The following is a 21,892-nucleotide window of genomic DNA, read 5'->3' as shown; positions in this document are numbered from 1 at the left end:
GCGCCGCTTCTTCCGCCAGGGTGTGAGAGCGCTTCCACTCTCGTGACAAAGTCACTATGGTCCAGATCACATTCACATGTCAAGCCCAGCGCAAATCACAGCTCAGCTGTTTGAGAGCGCTTCCATAGGCGTGGCCCTTACGGTCAAGCGGTGGCGCCTACGTCACCACCGCGTACAGCACCAGCAGGTACACCGGCACGATCACATCGAAGAAGAAGATGGGACCGGCATTCCCGGGCGCGAAGTTGCGACGCACCACCATCTCTCGGATATGACCGACGGCCGCACCGAGGTAGAACACCGCGAACGCGATGATCGTGGCGAGCCAGAACTCCTTGCCGAAGCCCGGTGCGACGACGCCGAGGACGCCGGTGGCGAGGCTGGCCAGCCCGACCTCCCACTGCCACGGGGTCTTCGCGGGCCACCCGATCGACTCCGCGATCGGCTCACCGAAGAACATGTGTCCGCAACCGGTCATCCAGCCCTGGACTCCGATCATCCATACGATCGAGTTCAACAGCAGGTCTCGGCCGAGGTCTCCGCCCGGTGTCACCACGTCGACGATGGTCGCGATGACCGTTCCCACCAGGCCGACGAACGGCACCAGCCGGATCGAGAACCGCAGCACATGATCGACGCCCGATATCGCCATGGTCGATCAGTCGCCGAGCTGCTTGGCCAGATCCGTCAACACGTCGACGTCCTCGATCGTCGACGGCACCGTGTACTCCTCGTGGTCGGCGATCTGCCGCATCGTCTTGCGCAGGATCTTGCCGGACCGCGTCTTCGGTAGTGCGGGGACCACGGTGACGTCGCGGAAGGTGGCGACGGCCCCGATCTCGTTGCGCACCATCGCCACCAAATCGTCACGCAGCGTGTCCGCCTCGATCTCGACGCCCGCTTTGAGGACCACGTAGCCGCTCGGCCGCTGGCCCTTGAGATCATCGTGGATACCGATGACAGCACATTCCGCCACGGCCGGGTGCGATGCGACGACCGCTTCGATACTTCCCGTCGAAAGGCGGTGCCCGGCAACGTTGATGACGTCGTCGGAGCGCCCGAGCACGAAGACGTAGCCGTCGGCATCCACGTAGCCGGAATCGCCGGTGAGGTAGTAGCCGTCGAAGGCCGACAGGTAGGACTTGCGGTAGCGGTCCTCGTCACGCCACAACCCGGCGAGTGTTCCCGGCGGCAGCGGCAGCGCGATGACGATGTTGCCCTCCTCCCCCGCCCCGAGTTCGTGTCCCTCGGCGTCGAGGACGCCGACGTGGTAGCCCGGGACAGGTACCGTCGGCGACCCGGCCTTGATCGGCATCGGTTCGAGTCCACGCAGATTCGCCGCGATCGCCCACCCGGTCTCGGTCTGCCACCAATGATCGACGACCGGCACGTCCAGGGTCGCGCTCGCCCACTCGAAGGTGTCGGGGTCCAATCGCTCGCCCGCCGCGAAAAGGGTTCGTAGGGACGAGATGTCGTACTTCGCCAGTTCGGCGGCCTCGGGGTCGGTCTTGCGGATCGCCCGAATCGCGGTGGGAGCGGTGAACAGGGCGTTGGCCTTGTGGTCGGCGATCACCCGCCAGAACGCGCCCGCATCCGGTGTGCCCACCGGCTTTCCCTCGTACATCACCGTGGTCGCCCCGATCAGCAAGGGGCCGTAGACGATGTAGGAATGTCCGACGACCCACCCGACGTCGGAGGCCGTCCACCACACATCGCCGGGTTCGATGCCATAGATGTTGCCCATCGACCAGGTGAGCGCCACGGCGTGCCCACCGTTGTCGCGGACGACGCCCTTGGGCTTGCCGGTGGTACCCGAGGTGTAGAGGATGTACAGCGGGTCGGTGGCTGCGACGGGCGTCGGCGCGACCGGCGCGGCATCGGCCATCTGCTCGTCCCAGTCCAACCAACCGTCGTAGTCGGCCGCCGCCCCCGCGACCTGCGGCCGGTTCTTCACGATGACGGTGGCCGGCGGCGACGCCGCCAGCTCGACGGCCTTCGCGACCATCGGGAGATACTCCACCGTCCGGCCGGGCTCCAGACCGCCCGACGCAGTCACGATGGCCACCGGCTCGGCGTCGTCGATACGGGTCGCCAGCTCCGGGGCCGCGAATCCGCCGAACACCACCGAGTGCACCGCGCCGATGCGGGCGCAGGCGAGCATCGCGATGGCCGCCTCGGGGATCATCGGCATGTAGATGATCACCCGGTCGCCGGCCGCCACGCCGGTCCCGGCCAACACGCCCGCGAAACGGGAGACCTCGTCGAGCAGATCTGCGTAGGTGTAGGTCCGTTTCTGCCCGACCATCGCCGAGTCCCAGATCAGGGCGGCGCGGTCGCCGTTGCCCCCCTCGACGTGCCGGTCGAGGGCGTTGTACGACGTGTTGAGCGTGGCGTCGGGAAACCACCGGTACATCGGGGCCGTCGTGTCGTCGAGCGCCCGGGTCGGGGGCGACACCCAGTCGACCGCCTCGGCGGCGCCGAGCCAGAAGGCCTCCCGGTCATCCCACGCCTGTGCGAATGCCTCGTCGTATCGACCCATCGCCATCCCTCTCGCTCGACCCTCTGTCCCACGACTGTGCGGTGTCCCGGTTCGAGGTTAGCGATGTGATGGTTGCCACGGAGTTGCTTGGACGACTGTGCGCCGACCGGTCACCAGCGGGCGTCGAGCGGCACGGTTCGCTCCATCACTCCAGATACTTCTCGACGACGTCCGCCGGCCGAACCGCGGCATCGTCCGGGTTCTCCCCCGCATCCCGCATGCCCTGGCGCTGCCGGAGCAGGTCCCAGCACTGGTCCAACGACACCTCGAGCTCACGTAACCGCTTGTTCTCCTCGTCACGGGAGATCTCGCCACGCCCGAGTTTCGCGCGGAGGTCGTGTTCTTCGGCGATGAGGTCGGTGATGTGCTCGTGGATCGACTTGTCCGTGGCCATGATTCCGACAGTAGACGGCGCGAGGCCGGCGGGCGAGCGACTCAGTACAAGCGCCGACGGACCGCTGACTCCGCGTATGCCCTGTCGAGCTCGGTTTCATCAAGCTCCGGCATCAGTGCCTTGTAGATCGCGGCCGTACTCGGCAGTGCGTCGGGGTTCCAGGTCTCCGGCTTCCACAGTTCCGATCGCAGGAATGCCTTGGCACAGTGGAAGAACACCTCCTCGACGGCGATCTCGACGGCGAGGATCGGCCGCTTGGCCCGGATGGCCAGGTCGTCGAAATACGGACCGTCGTCGACGATCCGCGCCGACCCGTTGATACGCAGGGTGTCGCCGCGCCCGGGAATCACCGACAGCGTGCCGACGCGCCTGTTCTCTACGATGTTCAGATACCCGTCGACGCGTCGGTTCCCGGGACGCTCAGGGATCGCGATATGCGACTCGTCGATGACATGAACCACCTTGCCGGGCGGGTCTCCCTTCGGCGACACGTCGAGTCGCCCGCTCCGGTCCGTGGTCGCGAGAAAGATCATCGGTGTCGCGGCGAGCCAGTCGACGTGCACCTGTCGCAACGATGGCCGGACCTTCTTGGCGACCATCTCGTTCGGGTGGCCGACGATCGCGCGCAGTTGCTCGGCGCTGGTGATCTCCACCCCGCCATCGTCGCATCGACCATCGTCACCGCACCAGTCGATTTCCGGCCGACGATTCACCGAATGAACGCGATCGCGACTCGCGACGGGCGACAATACCCATGTCACAGCACAATCGCACCGAACATGGGAACCACGATGGTCGATGTCGTCACCCGAATCGTGATCGATCGCCCGACCGCACAGGTGGCCGAGTACGCCCGCGACCCGGCGAACGCAACGAACTGGTACCAGAACATCGTCTCCTCCACCTTGGTCACGCCACCCCCGCTTCGGGTGGGCAGCGAGATCGCGTTCGTGGCGCACTTTCTCGGGCGACGACTCGAATACACCTACGAAGTGGCCGAGGTTGCCGACGACCGACGGTTCGTCATGCGCACGAGCGACGGTCCGTTCGCAATGGAAACGATCTACGAATGGGAACCGGTCACCGAGGGTACGACCCGGATGACGCTGCGTAACCGCGGCGACCCCAGCGGATTCTCGGCGATCATCGCACCGTTCATGTCCATCGCGATGCGTCGGGCGAACCGAAACGACCTGCGCCGGATCAAGCAGCTGCTCGAACGACAGCGATGACGCGATCGCGGTCAGAAACCGCCGTGAGCTGCGTGAACCTTCGAACACGGCCGGTCGCACGGGACTATCGTCGACACATGGACCAGTCGGCGTTCTACGGGGTCGTCGCCGCGACCAATTTCACCCTCCTGGGTCTGTGGTGGGTGGCCATCAAGGACCGTGACGACCTCGGCGGTCCCACCGGCACCGGAGCGCGCATGGCTTATCTGGTGTCGCTGCAATTCGCCATCCCGGCCGCCATGTCGTTGCTCGCTCAAGTCGCACCCGAGATCCCCGCGGTCTGGCGCATCTCGTTCGCGCTGTCCGGAATCCTCGGCGCGATCGGGATCGCCCTGCTGGCGTATCAGTTCGCTCGGCGCACCGACACCACGGTGCTGCCGTGGGTCTTCGGCGTGATCGGCGTACCGCTGTACCTGGCCGTCGTTCTGGTGGCCCTGTGGCCCGGAGTCGCCGCCGCGGTGGGACTCGCCCTCACCTCGATCGAGCTCGAGGGCCTGATCGTCAGCCTCATCGTCGTCCTGGGAGTACAGGAGGCCTGGTTCGTGGCAATGACGCCGCGGCATGTCGACCCGATCGAGGTCGACCGCACGATCCGCAGTTAGCAAGGTCCCGAACACGTTCACCCCCAACGCAAGGAGCACCATGTCCGACGTCGTCTTCATCCATGGCCTCTGGGTCTCCCAGACGGCCTGGCAGCCGTGGATCGACCGTTTCGCCGAGCACGGACACCGTGGCGTCGCGCCCGCGTGGCCCGGCGAGGCGGACACGGTCGAGGCCACCCGCAAGGATCCGGGGGCGCAAGCGGGTGTCGGCATCGACGACATCACCGCGCATTTCGCCGACGCAGCGGGACAGTTCTCGAGTCCACCCATCGTGATCGGCCACTCGTTCGGTGGGTTGATCGCACAGAAGCTCCTGAGCCAGAACAAGGCCGCCGCCGCCGTGGCCATCGATCCGGCCCCGATCAAGGGCGTCAAACCCCTACCGTTGTCACAGCTTCGCTCCGCGTCGCCGGTGCTGGGGAACCCGTTGAACAGGGGACGCGCAAAAGCCCTGTCGGTCAGCCAGTTCCGCTACGCGTTCGGCAACACGTTGAGCGCCGAGGAGTCCGACGCGCTGTGGGAGAAGTGGGCGATCCCGTCGCCGGGCAAGCCGCTCTTCGAAGCCGCCGTCGCGAACTTCGCCCCTCATTCACCCGCCGCCGTCGACACGAAGAACGCCTCGCGCGGGCCGTTGCTGATCACATCGGGCACCGAGGATCACACCGTTCCGGATGTCAGTGCGCATGCCGCGTACAAGCGGTATGCGAAGTCGGCGGCAGTCACCGATTTCCATCGATTCGAGGGCCGCGGGCATTCGCTGACCATCGACCACGGTTGGCCGGAAGTGGCCGATGTGGTCCTCGCCTGGCTCGCCGAGCATCCGGTCGGCCAGAGCTGAGGACGAGGTGTTGTCAGTCATCGAGGACGGCGTCTCTTCGATCGCGACCACCCGTCGCTGACGCTGATAGCGAGAACCCCCGCCCGGGCATCCCGGACGGGGGTTCTCGTCGTGGTAGCGGGGACAGGATTTGAACCTGCGACCTCTGGGTTATGAGCCCAGCGAGCTACCGAGCTGCTCCACCCCGCGTTGCAGAAACCAACAATACACACCTCCGCCAGCGCCGCGAGCACACCCCCCGACGCGGCGAACGGATCGGCGATATCGAGTCTCTGGCCACCGCCGGCAGAGCCCAGAAGGACAGGCACGGTCGGGCTCGCGAACACCCAGACGAAAAGCGAGAACCCCCGCCCGGGCATCCCGGGCGGGGGTTCTCGTCGTGGTAGCGGGGACAGGATTTGAACCTGCGACCTCTGGGTTATGAGCCCAGCGAGCTACCGAGCTGCTCCACCCCGCGTTGGTGAACACCACGTTACACACACGCTCGACAGCGAGGCAAATCGCCTGCTGCAACCGCCCTCACCTGCGCAAACGACGGTATTTCCGAGCCACTTGATGTGGCGGGAATCACGTTCGCCGGACCCCTGTCGGAGGGGCCGCATTCCCCCAGGAGCGGACTCACGGCCGGGGCGCCCGGGTCACGCTCCCCGTTTGCGACGGAATCGCGGGCCGACCCCCTGCTCGGTTTACCCGCGAGCCAGTTCTGGGGAGGCTGCGGACATGGCGCCTTACTGGACAACCTTTACAACGAAACGCGTGTGAGTTCCATCACAGTCCGATGTAGTCTGGTGGTTGCCCAAGCCGCTCAGATCGAGGAGGAACGATGGCATCTCATCATCTGCCCCATCACGAGAGCCATGGAAATCATCCGATGAGCGTCATCGGATATCTACTGATACTCGGCGGATTCGCATGCGCCGCCTTGTGGCTGGTGTCGATGGCGGGTGGCCACGTCCCCGCGGCCATCCTGTTCGGCCTGCTGATGGTGGGAGCGTTTGCAGGAGCGACGTCGATCTTCTTGTCCCTCGTGCACCGCCACCACCACAGTCCTGTCCTGCCCGACAACACCGACGCCGAGCTCGGCCGATACATGCGCCGCTACCGCGGCTGATCGCCGGCCACACACAGACGAGCCGTGGGGCACCGGACACCCGGTGCACCACGGCTCGTCGTCTTGCGGGTCGTACCGCCCGTCAGCTGCCGCCGGGTAGTGCCTCGTATTGCGCCACTGCCTTGTTCAGCTGATCCAGCGCCGCCCCGTATGCGGTGAAGTCACCCTTCGTCTGGGCATCCCGCAACGCGGTCAGGGCCTCTCCGATCGCCTGCACCGCGGCGTCGCGCTCCGATGAGCTGCCCTGGTTGCCCGACGGTGTCGAGGCCGACCCGTCGGTCGACTGGTTGGACTGCGAATTGCCGTTGTCGGCGGGTGGCGTGCCACCTTCCACGACCGGGCCACCTTCGGGTGAGGTCACCGCGGCCGGGTTGATGCCGACCTGCCGGAGCGCCTCTGCGACCGTGGCCGCATAACCCACTCGGGCACCGTCGCTGGCCGCGTTGTAGTAGACCAGCACGCGATACAGCTTCGGGATCGCCGAGTCGTCGGTCTTCGACTGCGTGTACATCGGCTCGACGTACAGAATGCCGTTGCCACCCACCGGCAGGGTCAGAAGGTTGCCGTAGGTCACCCGGGTGGTGTCCTCGACCTGCTTACGGTCGGACGCCACCGGGCCGGCACTCTTCATGTTCTCCTGCGCCTGCTGCGGACCGACCGTCTGCTTGGCCGTCGGCAACATCTTGACGGTGATGCGACCGTACGATCCCGGCTCCGACGACGCGGTCATGTAGGCGGCCAGGTTTCGGGTGTTGAGACCCGTCATCACTGTCGTCAGCTGGAACTGGGCGTCCGTGCCGTCCGGCGCCGCCGCGGTGAAGTAGTACGGCGGCTGGTTGAGTCCCTGCTGGACCGCCTGATCCTTACTCGGGTCGGCCGGAATCGACCAGAAGTTGTTGCTGCGGTAGAACGTCTCCGGGTCATCGACATGGTACTTCGCCAGCAATGCACGCTGGATCTTGAACAGATCCTCCGGATACCGGAAGTGCGAGATGAGGTCCTTCTGCTGCTCGAGCTCGGCATTCGACTTGACCGTGCCCGGGAACACCTTCATCCAGGTCTTCAGCACCGGGTCGTCGGTGTCGACCTGGTAGAGCGTCACCTTGCCGGTGTAGGCGTCGACGGTGGCCTTCACCGAGTTGCGCGCATACGAGATCTGCTTGTTGATCTGCGTGCGGCCCGTCTGCCCCTGATTGAGCTCCTGCGCGTCGGAAGTCGCACCCTGCAACGACATCCGCTGGGCGTACGGATAGGTGTCGAGCGTGGTGTAACCGTCGACGATCCACTTGATCGACCCGTCGGCCATCACTGCCGGATAGGTCTTGGAATCGACGGTGAGCCACGGCGCGACCTTCTTCACACGGTCCCGCGGGTCGCGGTCGTAGATGATCTTCGAGTTCGAGTTGATCGCATCGGACAGCAGGATGTTGCGCTCGGTGTACTTGACCGAGTACAGCAGCCGGTTGAACCAGTTCCCCAGGGAGACACCGGAATCGGCAGTGTAGGTGTAGTTCTTGCCGTCCTCGTCGTACTCGCGGTCCCCGCCGGTCGAACCGACGATGGCGTAGTCCGGGTTCACCTTGGCGATCAGCTCGCCGAAGTAGATGCGCGGCTGCTTCACCTTGATCGGCGCATTCTCCTGGTACCCGGGTGCCCGGATGGTCTCGAGGTCGCTGACCTGGAACACCGGCAGACCGCCGCGGTCGCTGTCGCTGTCGGACGACGCCTCGTCGACCGTGTTGGCCTGGGCCGCGACGAAGCCGTTGCCGTGGGTGAACACGGTGTGCTTGTTGATCCAGCTCTGCTGGTTCTCCTGGTACTTCGACGGATCCAGCTCACGAGCCGCGACCACGAAGTCACGTTCCTGGCCGTCGACGGTGTAGCGATCCACCGCCAATTGTGCCGGGAACCCATAGAAGTTCTTGAGGAACTGGCGCTGGTTGAACGTCGGCGCGATGACGTTCGGGTCCAGGATGCGGATGTTGGACAACGTCGCCGCATCACTGTTGACCGCGACGGGATCGGCGGGGGTGGCCGTCCAGTTCGGATCGTAGGTGACGTCGTCCTTCTCGCGTATCTTGTACGCCTGTTTGGTCGCCGTCAGGTTCCTGGCGATGTACTCCGATTCCTTCTGCGCGGCGTTCGGTTTCACCGAGAACTGCTCCATCGCGAGCGGCCAGCCGACGCCGATGACCAACGCGGACAGCAGCATGAGCGCGGTCGCGAGAGCAGGTACGCGCAGATCGCGCAGTACGACCCCGGCGAAGAAGGCGAGCGCGCAGATGATCGCGATCGACATCAGGATCAGTTTCGACGGCAGCACCGCGTTGATGTCGGTGTAGCTCGCGCCGGTGAAGATCTCCTCCTTGCGCTGGCTGGACAGCAGCGAGTACCGGTCGAACCAGTAGGCCACCGCCTTGAGCAACAGGAAGGTTCCGGCGAGTGCGGCGAGCTGGATACGCGCCGCGGTCGTGATCGTCGGCCCGTTGCCGTTGGAGCCACCACCACCGAGGCGGATTCCCCCGAAAAGGTAATGGGTCAGCAGGTTGGCCAGGAAGCCGATCACCACGACCACGAACAGCAGATTCAGGACGAGGCGGTAAAACGGTAGATCGAAGGCGTAGAAGCTGACGTCGAGCCCGAACTGCGGGTCGGTCACCCCGAAGTTCACCGCGTGCAGGAAGGTCTGCACGGTCGCCCACGATCCCTGCGTGACGAGACCGGCCAGCAGCCCGATCACGATGGCGGGGATCACGGCGAACCACTTCGTCCGGCCCATCACCGTCGCCCGATATCGCGCCAGCGGATCGTTGGGCCCCGACGCCGGCACGAAGACGGGGCGCGATCGGTAGGCCATCGCAATGGATCCGAACACCAGCAACCCGACGACGAGTGCGGTCGCCACGAACAGGACTATGCGTGTCCACATGATCGTCGAGAACACCCGCGTGTAGCCGACGTCGGAGAACCACAGCCAGTCGGTCGCCAGACCTACCAGCCGTGGGCCGACGAGGAGCAACACCAGGATGGCCACACCGACCCCGATGGCGATCTTGCTTCTGCGCGACAGTGTCGGCATGCCCGCCGGCCCGCGTACGCCCACCTAATCCCACTCTCCAAAGTTCTCATTCCGGACATCGGCCCGACCCTGATCGCGGCCCTCCGGAAATATGTGCACCCAACTGTACTGGTCCGGTGCCACACGGTCCCGACGCCGGTGCCGCAGGCACCCGGTCGGGAACACCGCCCGTGGTCAGAGCGATGGGGTCCGCGTCGAAGGGCCAACGACCGATCTGTCCGATGAGTTCCGCGTCACACCGGCCGGGGCGGCAAGATGGGAGCGGTGACCGATGAAACACCGTGCGAGCCCGTGTCCCTGTCGGTCGACGACCTCGGCAGCGCCCTGCGGGCGATCGTCGAATTCCTCGACCCGGGCGGCTGGGGTCAACCGCCGATGTTGTTCGCGCTCGTTCGCACATCGACGCTGGCCGCGACCCAACCCGATCTCGTCGACCCCGATGACGATTCGGTGCTGAGCCCGATCGCCCAGGACCCGCTGACAAGCGTGAGCGCCGGCCCGGAGGTCGACGCCGAGCTCGAACGTGTTCTCGCGACCACGGCGTGGCCGCCGATGGTCGTCGGAGCCGCCCTGATCCGGGAGATCGTCGTGCTCCCGCCGGGCACCGACGGCGACCTGGACACCCAGCCGTCGTCGACGCACCCGGACCGCCGCACGGCCCGCCTCGTGGTGGGGGCCCTGCGCGACGGTCCCTCTCTGAGCCTGCTGCACCTGCGTCCCGAGCCCGCGACCGCGGACACGGAGACGTCGAGTGGCGTCGAACTGCTCACGCACCGGGATCTGGCCACCGATCTGCGCACCGCCCTCGCCCACACCTTCGCCGAGCCGGAGGACTGACCACCCGGCCACACGATCGGTCCTGACGCGCAGCCGTCACGCTCACGCGCACCGCCTGGTGTGGGTCTACATGACGGGTGCGCGGTTGCGTGACGGGCGCGGTTTGCCGAACGGCGTAGGGCGGCTCAGCAGTGCGGCGCCGGGCGGCCCGCGCCGATATCGCCGAGTGCGTCGACGGCGCCCTGCAGGTCGTCGATCTTGACCAGGGTCAGCCCGTCGGGGGCATCCGAGCTGGCCTCGGCGCAGTTGCGCTCCGGCACGAGGAAGACGGTGGCGCCCGCATCCCGTGCGGCGCGCGTCTTGTGGGTGATCCCGCCGATCGGACCGACCGTACCGTTCTCGTCGATGGTTCCGGTCCCCGCGATGAACTTTCCGTGGGTCAGCTCCCCCGGGCTGAGCCGGTCGATCACCGCGAGCGTCAACATCATTCCCGCCGACGGTCCGCCGATGTCGCCGACGTTATAGGAGATCTTGAGGGCCGGGTCGGCGTTGACCACCTCGGGCGTCACCCCCAGGTAACCCACCTTCGGGTCGTCCGGGCGGGCGGCGAGCGTGACGGTGACCTCCTGGCGTCGGCCACCCCGATCGATCTCGATGGGCAGTCGCGTCCCGGGCGGATCGCTCTTCACCGCAGCCTGCATCTCGGCGGTGGTCGACACCGGTGTGCCGCCCACCGTGAGTACCTGGTCGCCCGGCTTGAGCACGTCGGCGGCCGGACCGTCGCTCGCGACGGATTCGATGACGAGTTTCGTCGGCCGGTCGAGATATCGCAGGGCCGCCGCCGTGGCGCTGTCCTCAGAACCGGACATCTCCTGCTGATTCTGCTGTCGGACGTCGTCGGGCGTCTGATCCGGCGGGAACAGCCGGTCACGCGGCTCGAGGGTGTACGTCCCCGACATCCACATGCCGAGCGCCTGGAACAGCGACATCCCGTCGGTCACCGACACCGTGGTGAGGTTGAGGTTGCCTGTGGTCGGATCGGTGGGGACGCCGGTGATGTCGACGACCGGCTTGTCGTCCAACTGTCCGAGGGTGTTGACCGTGGGCCCGGGTCCGAGCGCGACGAACGGGACCTGCACCGTCGTCCCGACGAACAACAGTGCCACGAAGACCAGAACCGTCACCGCGACTGTCGCAATCCGACGATGCCCGGGCTGCAATCTCATTCCGCTCACAGTAGTGGACCGCCGGAACGCCCGAGGGCACCGCACGGCCACACGCAGTACGGACGTGGCGCAGACGTCCGGCCCGCGACCGCCGACATTGAGCTGCCTACGCTCAAGGCGAACGCCGGGACGCTGAATGGTCGATACCCGGGCGGTACCGTGGACTCATGACTGATCTGCCCTTCGGGTTCTCCCCATCCGGCGACGGCGACGACGACCGGCGCAAGGACAAGCACGGCGAGAATCAGGGCGGCACCGGCGATGCCTCGGGTGGCGCGCAGGGTGGCGCACAGAATCCCTTCGGCTTCGGTATGGGTGGCGAGGGCTTCGACCCCTCCTCGTTCGACCCGTCACAGCTCGGCCAGATGTTCTCGCAACTGGGCAGCATGTTCAGCGGGATGGGCAGCGGCATGACATCGGGGTCGGGTGGCGGACCGGTGAACTACCAGGTCGCCGCCAATCTCGCTCGGCAGCAGATCGGCAACTTCACGCCGGTGCTCGACAAGGAGACCCAGGCGGTCACCGATGCCGTCCGACTCGCCGAGGTCTGGCTCGACGACGTGACCACGCTGCCCGCAGGCGTTCGCACATCGGTCGCGTGGACTCCGGTGCAGTGGCTCGAGGAGTCGATGCCCACCTGGAAGCGACTCTGCGATCCGGTCGCCGAGCAACTCTCACGCACCTGGGAGCAGAACCTGCCTGCGGAAGCGGCGCAGTTCGCCGGGCCGATGATGGGCATGCTGACCCAGATGAGTGGGATGGCGTTCGGCACGCAGCTCGGCCAGGGACTCGGCCAGCTGGCCAAGGAGGTGCTCACCTCCACCGACATCGGACTTCCGTTGGCCCCGGAGGGCGTCGCGGTCCTGCTTCCCGAGGCGATCGCCGGCTTCGCCGAAGGGCTCGAGCAACCCGCCCAGGAGATCATCGTCTTCCTCGCCGCCCGTGAGGCTGCGCACGTTCGGCTGTTCACCCACGTGCCGTGGCTGCGGCAGCGGTTGCTGGCCACCGTCGAGGAGTACGCCCGCGGCATCAGCATCGACTTCAGCGGGATCAACGACCTCGCCACCGGTGTGGATCCTCAGGAACTGCTCTCCAATCCCGCCAAACTCGAGGAGCTGATCGGGTCGTCGGCCTCGTTCGAACCGACCACCACACCCGAGCAGGAAGCGGCGCTGGCACGCCTGGAGACACTGCTCGCGCTCGTCGAGGGCTGGGTCGAGCAAGCGGTCTCGCGCGCACTCGACGACCGGATCCCGAGCGCAGGCGCGCTGACCGAGACGATGCGCCGCCGCCGTGCATCCGGCGGACCGGCCGAACAGACGTTCGCCACCCTCGTCGGCCTCGAACTCCGACCGCGTAAGGTCCGCGAGGCGTCGGCATTGTGGCGGCAGCTGCTCGAAGCGTCCGACGTGGCGACCCGCGACGGCGTGTGGGCTCATCCCGACCTCATGCCCGACACCGCCGACCTGGACAATCCGGCAGCCTTCATCGACGGCGTCATCGGTGGCGGGACAGGGTCTTTCGATGATCCGATCGCCCAACTCGAGGCCACTCTCGCGCAGGAGCGCGCGGCCGAGGAGTCGAAGAAGACGGACGACTCCGCGGCAGACGATGACGGCGGCGAGAAGGACACCGACAACTGAGTTCGTGTTCGCCCACAGGCCGAGCAGCGGGCTGTGGACAACCACCCGGCACCGGCCGCGGGAGATGGCACAGTGACTCCCATGTCCGATCGCACCGCCCGCAGCGCCGCCACGAGCGAGCACCGCGCCTCGGACATGGAGGTCACGGAGGTGTCTGCGCTACCGATCAGTCTGCCGCTCGTGCGGCCGAACACTCCGGTGATGGTGCGGCCCGGCAATCGTGTCCACATCGGAAGCGACCCCCACCGCAGCCTCGTCATCGAGCTGACGCCGCCCGTGCGGGCGGCCGACGTCGCCGGTCTGCTGCGCGAGCTGACCCGGCCGCGCAGCCGAGCCGAGATGTTGCGGCGCGCAAGGACGATCGGGCTCACACCGACCGACCTGGCCCGGATCATCGGACAACTCACCGTGGCGGGACAGGCGATACCCACCGACAACGGAAGATCGTCGTCGGCGCTGCGAATCCGGTTACACGGTCGGGGCCCGTTGTCGGATCTGCTGACCACATCGCTCACCGAGGTGGGGATGGTGCCGCGACGATCGGTTCGTCGGTCGGCCATGTCCGCCGCGCCCGACGGGTGGGACGCCAACCTGGTGGTGCTCACCGACTTTCTGGTGCACGACCCGGCAATCGTGAACGCGCTCAACGCAGCTCGTATCGCCCATGTGCAGGTACGGGTTCGCGACGGCGTCGGGGTGATCGGTCCACTCGTGCTGCCCGGCCTGTCGAGCTGTCTTCGCTGTGCCGACCACCACCGCGTTGCGATGGAGCCGGACTGGCCGCTGCTGGCCGCGCAGATGGTGCACCAACCCGGCTATGCCAGCGCCGGAACCATCCGGAGCACGGCGGCGTTGGCTCACGTGCAGATCGAGGAGTTGGCGGCCGCACTGTGGTCCGGCGCCACCGGGAGTCCGACCCCGCAGTTGTTCAACCGTGCGCTGGAACTGCACACCAACCCGGCCCGACTCACGGTCACCGAGTGGCCACCACACCCGCTGTGCGACTGCAGGCCGCTCGCGGCGGCGGGATGAGATACACGCGCGGCGCCCCGGCGCACACCACACCCACCGGCTCTGTGACCGATGTGGTGCAGGCGTGCTGGGGATCATCGACACAACCCGGTCCTCTATCCTGAGGTGGGGAAAGGACGCTATGAGCGACATCACTCGGGGGCAGGGACGACGCAACGCCAAGTTGGCGTCGCTGCCCATCGGTATGGCCGGACGCGCCGCCGCCGGTCTCGGTAAACGGATGGTCGGCCGGGACAAGGACGAAGTCCAGCAGGAGATGCTGGAGAAGGCGGCCGATCAGCTCTTCGCCGTCCTCGGCGAACTCAAGGGCGGCGCCATGAAGGTCGGTCAGGCCATGTCGATCATGGAGGCCGCCATCCCGGACGAGTTCGGCGAACCGTTCCGTGAGGCGCTGACCAAGTTGCAGGCCGAGGCACCGCCGATGCCGGCGCCGAAGGTGCACAAGGTCCTCGACCAACAGCTGGGAACGAAGTGGCGGGACCGGTTCCGGGAGTTCTCCGATGAGCCGGCCGCGTCGGCGAGCATCGGACAGGTTCACAAGGCGGTGTGGACCGACGGCCGCACGGTCGCGGTCAAGGTGCAGTATCCGGGCGCCGATCACGCGCTCAAAGCCGATCTGAAGACGCTGTCCCGGATGTCGGGAGTCATCCAGCGGATGTCACCGGGCACCGATGTCAAAGCGATGATGGACGAACTCATCGACCGCACCGAGGCCGAACTCGACTATCTCGGTGAGGCCGACAACCAGCGTGCATTCGCCAAGGCCTTCGACGGCGACCCTGATTTCGTCATCCCGAAGGTCGTCGCGAGCGCCCCCAAGGTGGTCGTGTCGGAGTGGCTCGACGGGACTCCGCTGGCGAAGATCATCACCACCGGCGACCAGGCCACCCGTGATGATGCGGCCGCCAAGATGGCCACCTTCGAGGTGAGTTCGCCGTTCCGGGTGGGACTGCTGCACGGTGATCCACACCCCGGCAACTTCTTCCTCACCGACGACGGCCGGTTCGGTGTCCTGGACTTCGGGGCGGTGGGCCATTACCCCAACGGTCTGCCACCGGAGACCGGGCCGATCCTGCGGCTCGCGCGCGACAAAGAGTACGCAGAGCTCAAAGAGCTCATGGTGCGGACCGACTTCATCCGTCCGTCGCGGGCGGATCGGGTGACCGCCTCGGACATCGAGGCGTACCTGAAGCCGTACGTGGACCCGTTGTACAGCGAGTCCTTCCATTTCACCCGCAAGTGGATGCAGCGCGCCGCCGGCAAGGCCACCGACGTACGCGGCGACGTCTACAAGACGTCACGAAACCTCAACGTGCCCAAGAACTATGTGATGGTGTTCCGGGTCCTCGCAGGCTGCGTGGGCATCGCGTCGCAGCTCGAGGCCAACGCCCCCTACCGAGCGATCATGGAGAAGTGGGTCCCCGGCCTCGCCGATTGAGACCCCCAGGCCGCAGGGAGCGAGCCTGCGAGCGTCACCACCCCGGTCCCTGAGGCGCCGCCCCGAGGCGCCGCCCTGAGGCGCCGCCCTGAGGAGCGAGCCTGCGAGCGTCACGAAGGGAGCGAGCCTGCGAGCGTCACGAAGGGAGCGAGCCCGCGAGCGTCACGAAGGGAGCGAGCCCGCGAGCGTCACGAAGGGAGCGAGCCCGCGAGCGTCACGAAGGGAGCGAGCCTGCGAGCGTCACCACTCCGGTCCCTGAGGAGCGAGCCTGCGAGCGTCACGAAGGGCCCTTCGTGACGCATCCTCGCGAGCTCGGAGGCTCCTCAGGGACCGGAGGAATGCTCATCCCGCAGACGCATCCTCGCAAGCTCGAAGGCTCCTCAAGGACCGGAGGAATGCTCATCCCGCAGACGCATCCTCGCAAGCTCGAAGGCTCCTCAAGGACCAGAGGGATGCTCATCCCGCAGACGCATCCTCGCAAGCTCGAAGGCTCCTCAGAGACCGGAGGGAATACTCATCCCGCGGTCGCGACCGTGGCGACTCCGCCGTTCAGGCGGCATTCTTACGCGGGCGACCGCGCGGACGTTTCCGCGCGATCACCGTGCCGCGCTCGAAGATCTCGCCGCCCCAGACCCCCCAGGGCTCGGCACGATCGAGCGCGGCCTGCAGGCAGGCCTCGCGCAAGGGGCAGTCGGCGCACATGGCCTTCGCCCGTTCGAGATCTCGGGGGTCCTCGGCGAACCACAGATCGGCGTCGGCCACCTGGCAGGGCAGGTCAAGACCGACCGACACGCGGTCCGCCGAAAGACAGGATTCGAGAACGCAATCGACAGTCATTCTGCTCTCCACATCTGCTCGTGTTGGGTGTTGCACCCGAGTCCCGTGTGGAGGTGTCGATCCCGGATACTCATCGTCTCCGATGAGAAGCGGGAGGGACTGTCTCACAACAAGGGCCACGGGTTTCGCCTCTGCGATTCGCCCGTGGCCCGAAATGGTGCGGAGTTATCTCTTCCGCAGTTTTCGTATCTGCACGGGGAACCGCTGCGAGGCTCGCGCTGCGGCGGTTGCGGCACCGACGCGTGCTACGCGCTCGGCGGCCGGATGGCCGGCCATCGGAGCCACGCGGGTCTCGTCGACCCAGAAGCGGTTGCGTCGGGAACATGCATCGATGAGGTCGACCATGCTCGGCTCGGCCACAGGCAGGCTGATGCCGGCCGTGATGTTGATTCCGTTCACTGATCCGCTCCCTTCTGTGCTCGCTGGCTTCCACCTGGTGAGGCGACCCGTTACGGACAAACGAATGGCACCCCGTGCTGACGGATCAAGAATATGTGCCGTCCCGACAATCGCACAACCTATTTTTGACCTGCGGGTTTCGACGTATGCCTGGCCTGCTCATGCAGCGACTCAATCCCGACGGCTGTTGACGAGTTCGAGGAGCTCGCCGCCGAACTGTTCGAGTTTCACCGGGCCGATGCCCGGGATGGCACCGAGAGACCGCACATCGGTCGGGCGCTGTTCCGCGATCGCCTCGAGCATCGCGTCGGTGAGGACCGCGATGTCGCGGACTCCACGGACTCGGGCAAGGTCACTGCGCCACGTGCGCAATGCCGACACCAGGCCCTCGTCACGGTCCTCGATCCGGCAGCTCGCACACCGTCCGCGCACACGGGATTCCGGGTTGACGAGCTCGGCGCCGCACACGGTGCAGCGGCCACTGCGACGGGGATCGAGATCGATCCCGTCGAGGAAACGGGTACGACGCCGGGTGGCGCGTGCGGCCCCGGACCGGGACAGACTCCACGACAGATACAGGTGCTCCCGTGCACGGGTGATGCCCACGTAGAAGAGGCGGCGTTCCTCCTCGATGGCATCGCGGCCCCGCTCGATGGCCTGCGTGATCGGAACCGACCCCTCGGTCAGACCGACCAGGAAGACCGCATCCCACTCCAGACCCTTCGCCGCGTGCAGTGAGGCGAGGGTCACGCCGGCATGCTCGGGCGTGTGCCGTTCCTCGGCGCGCATGGTCAGCTCGGTCACCAGCCGCTGCAGCGTCATCCCCGGATCGTCGACGAGCAGTTCGTCGACGACCGACATCAGCATGTGCAGCGAGGACCAGCGGAGTTTGGCGTGTTGACCCGCCGGTTCCTCCTCCGTCAGCCCGAGCGGCGCCAGGACCGCGCGAACCACTCGCGCGGTTTCTATCCCGTCCGGGAGATCGTCGCGCTCGGCGGTCGCCGCGAGTTTGCGCATGGCCTGCACGATCTCGGTTCGCGTGAAGAACGCCTCGGACCCCCGAACCTGATACGGGATGCCGGCCTCGGTGAGCGCCTCCTCGAAACGCTCCGATTGCGCGTTGACGCGATAGAGCACCGCGATCTCCGACGGTGCCGTCCCCGCGTTGATCAGGTGCTTGATCTGCGCGGCCACCCCGTGCGCCTCGCGCAGGTCGTCGGCGAACTCGGCAGGCCGGGGCACCGGACCCCGGGCACGCTGGCCGATGAGTTCCAGCCGGGTTCCCGGAGAACGCTCGGTGGCGGCGCCGATGACCTGATTCGCCAACCCCACCACCTCGGGAGTCGAGCGGTAGTCCCGCTCGAGACGCACGAGCGTGGCATCCGGATGGCGTCGGGTGAAATCCAGCAGGTACTTCGCGGTCGCCCCGGCAAACGAGTAGATGGTCTGGTTCGCGTCCCCGACGACGGTGAGGTTGTCGCGCTCCCCCAGCCAGGCATCGAGCAGTTGTTGCTGGACGGGCGTGATGTCCTGGTACTCGTCGACGACGAAACACCGGTAGCGCGAACGGAAATCGGTTGCCGCCTCCGGCTCGCGCAGCAGTTCACCGGCGTAGATGATCAGGTCGTCGAAGTCGAGCAGCAGATGCGAACCGTCGCGCTTGGCGCTCTCGTACGTCTCGAACACGGATGCGACGACGTCGTGCGGGAACGGGACGTCGCGGTCCGCCTCGCTGGCGGCTGTCGCGTAGTCCGCCGGCCCGATCAGCGATCCCTTGGCCCATTCGATCTCCGATGCCAGGTCGCGCAACGTCTCGCTCGACGTCGTGATACCCACGTGGCCGGCGGCGCGGGCCACCACGGGGAGTTTGTGATCGAGGAGCTCCCAGGTCAGTCCACGCGGCCAGAAGTACCGGAGTTGACGCATCGCCGCGGCGTGAAATGTCTGCGCCTGAACGGCATTGCCGGGACCGGCGATGTCCAGCGAGCGCAGCCGGGCACGCATCTCCCCCGCCGCCCGGGTCGTGAACGTGACCGCGAGCACCTGCCCGGGGCTGACCTGCCCACTGTCGATCAGATGCGCGATGCGGCGGGTGATGGTCCGCGTCTTGCCGGTTCCCGCACCTGCGAGTACACAGACCGGTCCCCGGGGCGCCAACACCGCCCGCTGCTGCTCGGGGTCGAGACCGTCGAGGATGCGGTGTGGATCGGGCACCGGTTCACTATGCCACCGCCCGCCGACAGCGCTCGTTCCCCATCCACAGCGCCGCGGCGGCCTGTCGACAGACGCGGGCTCGCTCAGCGGGCAGGTGAGCTCGCGGAGCGCAGAAGCCGACTTCGGGGGGTCAGACGCCCAGCTTGGCCTTGACCTCCGCGATCGAGGGGTTGGTGGCGGTCGTGCCGTCGGCGTACAGCACGGTCGGCACCACGTGGTTCCCGTCGTTGACGCTGCCGACGAAATCGGCGGCGTCCGGGTTGAGCTCGATGTCGACCTCCTGCCAGGACAGGCCGAGGCTCTTGAGACCCACCTTGAGCCTCGAACAGTAGCCACACCAGCTGGTGGTGTACATCGTCAGCTCACCTGTTTCGGAGACCCGGGCAGAGGCATCATCATCGATCACATTGCTCATGCCACCAATAACAGCACGGATCCTGCGACTGTTCCCAGTCGAACCGCTCTGAGCCTGAAAACCCGAGCGGCCAGGTTCGGGTGTCAACGCTCGGCGTATGCCCAGGCGGAGATCAGCGCACGCGCGATGGAGATCGATCCGGGCAGGCGGAGTCGACGGTCATCGGTTCCCGTGCCGACCGAGCCGTCGCCGCGCACCCACTCGCCACCTTCTTCGAGTGCCTCGATGACCTCGGCGCGATCGAACCATGCCGCATCCCCGATCTCTCCGTCGAGGAATGCCAGCGGCTCGGACGGATCACCGACCGCCGCGAAGCCCAGCATCAACGACCGCGGGAACGGCCACGGCTGACTGCCCAGGTAGCGGGCGTCGGTCACGGTGATGCCGACCTCCTCGTGCACCTCGCGCCGGACGCATTGTTCCAACGATTCGCCGGGTTCCACAAAACCCGCCAGGGTCGAGAACCACCCTTCCGGCCAGATGGCCTGCCGCCCGAGCAGCACGCGGTCGCCGCCGTCGTGCACGACCGTGATGATGGCCGGATCGGTCCGCGGGAACTCATCCCTGCCCGTCGCGGCGTGACGCCGGACCCAGCCCCCTCTCGCAGGTTCGGTCGGCGAGCCGTCGATCGGCGAGAACCGTGCCGTCGCATGCCAGTTCAGGATGCCCAGGGCGGTGGCGAGGAGTCCGGCCTCGTCGGCGGAGAGCCCGTGCGCGCCGCGCCGCGGGTCGTCGCCGGGGCCGTCGAATTCGTCGACCCGCAGTGCCCACAGGTCGGTTCCCGAGACGCCGAGGAACACCGCATCCGGCAGCGGTTCGGCGCCGAACGAGGGCGCCTCGATCCACCGCAGCCCACCGCCGTCGGCCACCGGATATCGACCCTGTGCGTCGATCTGGAGCACACGGGCCCCGGCCCATCCGGAGTGCATCCGAGCGGGGTCGTCGCGGATCTCGTCGGCTCGATCGAAGGTCGCCCGCGACAGCAGCGGCGGTTGATCGAATACGAAGTCCGCCATCAGTCCGAAGGCCCCTTTCGCACGTAGAGCAGGCGATCGCCGACTTCGATCTGTTCGACCACGCTGTCGTCGACGCGATGTAGCACGCCGTTGCGTACCACGCCGAGCACGATGTCCCGGGTGTGTGCCGGCGAGCCGCCGGTCTCGGTCGGGTCGACCTCTCGCTCGGCGATCGCGTAGCCGGCGTCCGGTGTCAGCAGGTCTTCGATGACCTCGACCACGGACGGTGTCATGGTCGCGATGCCGAGCAGGCGTCCGGCGGTCTCCGACGACACCACCACCGAATTGGCGCCGGACTGCCGCATCAGGTGCGTGTTCTCCGACTCACGGATCGACGCCACGATCTTCGCGCGCGGGTTCAGTTCGCGCGCGGTCAACGTGGCGAGCACCGCGGTGTCATCGCGATTGGCCGCGACCACGATGCTGGCCGCGTGCCCGACGCCGGCCAACCGGAGTACGTCCGACTTGGTGGCGTCGCCGCGGACCGTGACGAGTCCTTCGGCCGCGGCGGCCTCCAGGACGTCCGGATTCGAGTCGACGACGACGATCTCGGAGGGCTTGGTGCCGTCGCCGACCATCGCGTCGACGGCGGTCCGCCCCTTGGTGCCGAAACCGATGACGACCGTGTGATTACGCACGCTGTTCCTCCACCGCTGGATCTTGAGTGCCTGACGGGACCGCTCGGTGAGCACCTCGAGGGTCGTTCCGATCAAGACGATCAGGAACAACACCCTCAACGGCGTGATGATGAGCAGGTTGATCAACCGCGCAGACTCGCTGAGGGGTGTGATGTCACCGTAGCCGGTCGTCGACAAGGTGACCGCCGAGTAGTACATCGCGTCGAGAAACGACAGCGGATCGTCCTGCACATCGCGATAGCCGTCACGGTCGAGGTAGACGATGATCGCGGTTGCGAACAGCGCGAACACCGCGAAGACGACCCGCTTGCCGATGGCGCGCCCCGGACTCTGCTGCAGTTCGGGGATTCTGACGACGCCGACGAGTGCGTAGTCGGGCCGGTCATTGAGTTGCTCACCCCGCAGGCGACTGCGGAAACCACGCTTGGCCATCAATATCGCGCCCGACGTTGCTTCACAAGA

Annotated in this window: 20 protein-coding genes and 2 tRNA genes; 8 read left to right on the top strand and 14 right to left on the bottom strand. The window is 66.7% G+C overall.

Annotated features, from left to right (window positions below; all coding sequences use genetic code 11):
- Positions 1 to 157 precede the first annotated feature (157 nt).
- From AC4AMJ_RS05525 to AC4AMJ_RS05510, 4 genes are all read right to left on the bottom strand, one after another.
- On the bottom strand, positions 158 to 652 hold the full coding sequence (locus AC4AMJ_RS05525) for a DUF6790 family protein (protein WP_489917468.1): 495 nt from the start codon (positions 650 to 652) through the stop codon (positions 158 to 160).
- Positions 653 to 658: 6 nt separating this feature from the next.
- The gene (locus AC4AMJ_RS05520; RefSeq protein WP_489917467.1) at positions 659 to 2,539 is read right to left on the bottom strand and encodes a propionyl-CoA synthetase; all 1,881 of its coding nucleotides are present in this window, start codon (positions 2,537 to 2,539) and stop codon (positions 659 to 661) included.
- 145 nt (positions 2,540 to 2,684) lie between these two features.
- A complete protein-coding gene (locus AC4AMJ_RS05515; RefSeq protein WP_489896549.1) occupies positions 2,685 to 2,933 on the bottom strand; it encodes a DUF2630 family protein in 249 nt (82 codons plus the stop codon).
- 41 nt (positions 2,934 to 2,974) lie between these two features.
- Positions 2,975 to 3,586, bottom strand: coding sequence for an MSMEG_1061 family FMN-dependent PPOX-type flavoprotein (locus tag AC4AMJ_RS05510; protein WP_489917466.1), 612 nt, complete (start codon positions 3,584 to 3,586; stop codon positions 2,975 to 2,977).
- Positions 3,587 to 3,712: 126 nt separating this feature from the next.
- Between AC4AMJ_RS05510 and AC4AMJ_RS05505 the strand changes: the two genes are divergently transcribed.
- The 3 genes from AC4AMJ_RS05505 to AC4AMJ_RS05495 all read left to right on the top strand — a co-directional run bounded on the left by AC4AMJ_RS05505 (position 3,713) and on the right by AC4AMJ_RS05495 (position 5,605).
- Positions 3,713 to 4,165, top strand: coding sequence for an SRPBCC family protein (locus tag AC4AMJ_RS05505; protein ID WP_489917465.1), 453 nt, complete (start codon positions 3,713 to 3,715; stop codon positions 4,163 to 4,165).
- A gap of 77 nt (positions 4,166 to 4,242) precedes the next feature.
- Positions 4,243 to 4,767 (top strand): hypothetical protein, encoded by a 525-nt coding sequence (locus AC4AMJ_RS05500; RefSeq protein WP_489896552.1) that lies wholly within the window; start codon positions 4,243 to 4,245, stop codon positions 4,765 to 4,767.
- A 40-nt stretch (positions 4,768 to 4,807) separates the two neighbouring features.
- The gene (locus tag AC4AMJ_RS05495; protein WP_489896553.1) at positions 4,808 to 5,605 is read left to right on the top strand and encodes an alpha/beta hydrolase; all 798 of its coding nucleotides are present in this window, start codon (positions 4,808 to 4,810) and stop codon (positions 5,603 to 5,605) included.
- A gap of 112 nt (positions 5,606 to 5,717) precedes the next feature.
- Here the strand turns inward: AC4AMJ_RS05495 and AC4AMJ_RS05490 are convergent.
- Positions 5,718 to 5,794 (bottom strand) — tRNA-Met (locus AC4AMJ_RS05490).
- Positions 5,795 to 5,985: 191 nt separating this feature from the next.
- Positions 5,986 to 6,062: transfer RNA gene (locus AC4AMJ_RS05485), tRNA-Met, on the bottom strand.
- A 366-nt stretch (positions 6,063 to 6,428) separates the two neighbouring features.
- Between AC4AMJ_RS05485 and AC4AMJ_RS05480 the strand changes: the two genes are divergently transcribed.
- Positions 6,429 to 6,716 (top strand): hypothetical protein, encoded by a 288-nt coding sequence (locus AC4AMJ_RS05480; RefSeq protein WP_489896580.1) that lies wholly within the window; start codon positions 6,429 to 6,431, stop codon positions 6,714 to 6,716.
- A gap of 82 nt (positions 6,717 to 6,798) precedes the next feature.
- On the opposite strand, the gene AC4AMJ_RS05475 is transcribed toward AC4AMJ_RS05480, so the two are convergent.
- On the bottom strand, positions 6,799 to 9,819 hold the full coding sequence (locus AC4AMJ_RS05475) for a UPF0182 family protein (RefSeq protein ID WP_489917464.1): 3,021 nt from the start codon (positions 9,817 to 9,819) through the stop codon (positions 6,799 to 6,801).
- 231 nt (positions 9,820 to 10,050) lie between these two features.
- On the opposite strand from AC4AMJ_RS05475, the gene AC4AMJ_RS05470 reads away from it, so the two are divergent.
- Positions 10,051 to 10,632 carry a PPA1309 family protein gene (locus tag AC4AMJ_RS05470; protein ID WP_489896582.1) on the top strand — a complete coding sequence of 194 codons (582 nt, stop codon included), beginning with the start codon at positions 10,051 to 10,053 and terminating at the stop codon, positions 10,630 to 10,632.
- A 125-nt stretch (positions 10,633 to 10,757) separates the two neighbouring features.
- On the opposite strand, the gene AC4AMJ_RS05465 is transcribed toward AC4AMJ_RS05470, so the two are convergent.
- Complete coding sequence (locus tag AC4AMJ_RS05465; protein ID WP_489896583.1) at positions 10,758 to 11,798, bottom strand: YlbL family protein; 1,041 nt, start codon at positions 11,796 to 11,798, stop codon at positions 10,758 to 10,760.
- A 167-nt stretch (positions 11,799 to 11,965) separates the two neighbouring features.
- On the opposite strand from AC4AMJ_RS05465, the gene AC4AMJ_RS05460 reads away from it, so the two are divergent.
- The 3 genes from AC4AMJ_RS05460 to AC4AMJ_RS05450 all read left to right on the top strand — a co-directional run bounded on the left by AC4AMJ_RS05460 (position 11,966) and on the right by AC4AMJ_RS05450 (position 15,911).
- Positions 11,966 to 13,441 carry a zinc-dependent metalloprotease gene (locus AC4AMJ_RS05460; RefSeq protein WP_489896584.1) on the top strand — a complete coding sequence of 492 codons (1,476 nt, stop codon included), beginning with the start codon at positions 11,966 to 11,968 and terminating at the stop codon, positions 13,439 to 13,441.
- A gap of 81 nt (positions 13,442 to 13,522) precedes the next feature.
- Entirely contained in the window at positions 13,523 to 14,473 is a 951-nt protein-coding gene (locus AC4AMJ_RS05455; RefSeq protein WP_489917463.1) for a hypothetical protein, read from the top strand.
- A gap of 121 nt (positions 14,474 to 14,594) precedes the next feature.
- Positions 14,595 to 15,911, top strand: a complete 1,317-nt coding sequence (locus AC4AMJ_RS05450; protein ID WP_489917462.1) for an ABC1 kinase family protein — start codon at positions 14,595 to 14,597, stop codon at positions 15,909 to 15,911.
- 549 nt (positions 15,912 to 16,460) lie between these two features.
- On the opposite strand, the gene AC4AMJ_RS05445 is transcribed toward AC4AMJ_RS05450, so the two are convergent.
- From AC4AMJ_RS05445 to AC4AMJ_RS05420, 6 genes are all read right to left on the bottom strand, one after another.
- Entirely contained in the window at positions 16,461 to 16,748 is a 288-nt protein-coding gene (locus AC4AMJ_RS05445) for a WhiB family transcriptional regulator (protein WP_489917461.1), read from the bottom strand.
- 165 nt (positions 16,749 to 16,913) lie between these two features.
- Entirely contained in the window at positions 16,914 to 17,147 is a 234-nt protein-coding gene (locus tag AC4AMJ_RS05440) for a hypothetical protein (protein ID WP_489917460.1), read from the bottom strand.
- A 171-nt stretch (positions 17,148 to 17,318) separates the two neighbouring features.
- The gene (locus AC4AMJ_RS05435; RefSeq protein ID WP_489917459.1) at positions 17,319 to 19,361 is read right to left on the bottom strand and encodes a UvrD-helicase domain-containing protein; all 2,043 of its coding nucleotides are present in this window, start codon (positions 19,359 to 19,361) and stop codon (positions 17,319 to 17,321) included.
- Positions 19,362 to 19,491: 130 nt separating this feature from the next.
- Positions 19,492 to 19,776: a mycoredoxin gene (locus tag AC4AMJ_RS05430; protein WP_489896590.1), complete on the bottom strand. Its 285-nt coding sequence runs from the start codon at positions 19,774 to 19,776 to the stop codon at positions 19,492 to 19,494.
- Positions 19,777 to 19,859: 83 nt separating this feature from the next.
- A complete protein-coding gene (gene nudC, locus AC4AMJ_RS05425; RefSeq protein WP_489896591.1) occupies positions 19,860 to 20,792 on the bottom strand; it encodes an NAD(+) diphosphatase in 933 nt (310 codons plus the stop codon).
- Positions 20,792 to 21,862: a potassium channel family protein gene (locus tag AC4AMJ_RS05420; RefSeq protein ID WP_489896592.1), complete on the bottom strand. Its 1,071-nt coding sequence runs from the start codon at positions 21,860 to 21,862 to the stop codon at positions 20,792 to 20,794. The genes nudC and AC4AMJ_RS05420 overlap by 1 nt, the downstream gene beginning before the upstream one ends.
- Positions 21,863 to 21,892: the final 30 nt, after the last annotated feature.

This window comes from Gordonia sp. LMA484, assembly GCF_058129505.1.
Note: the sequence above shows the minus strand (reverse complement) of the source record. Positions and strands in the feature narration are given on the sequence as shown.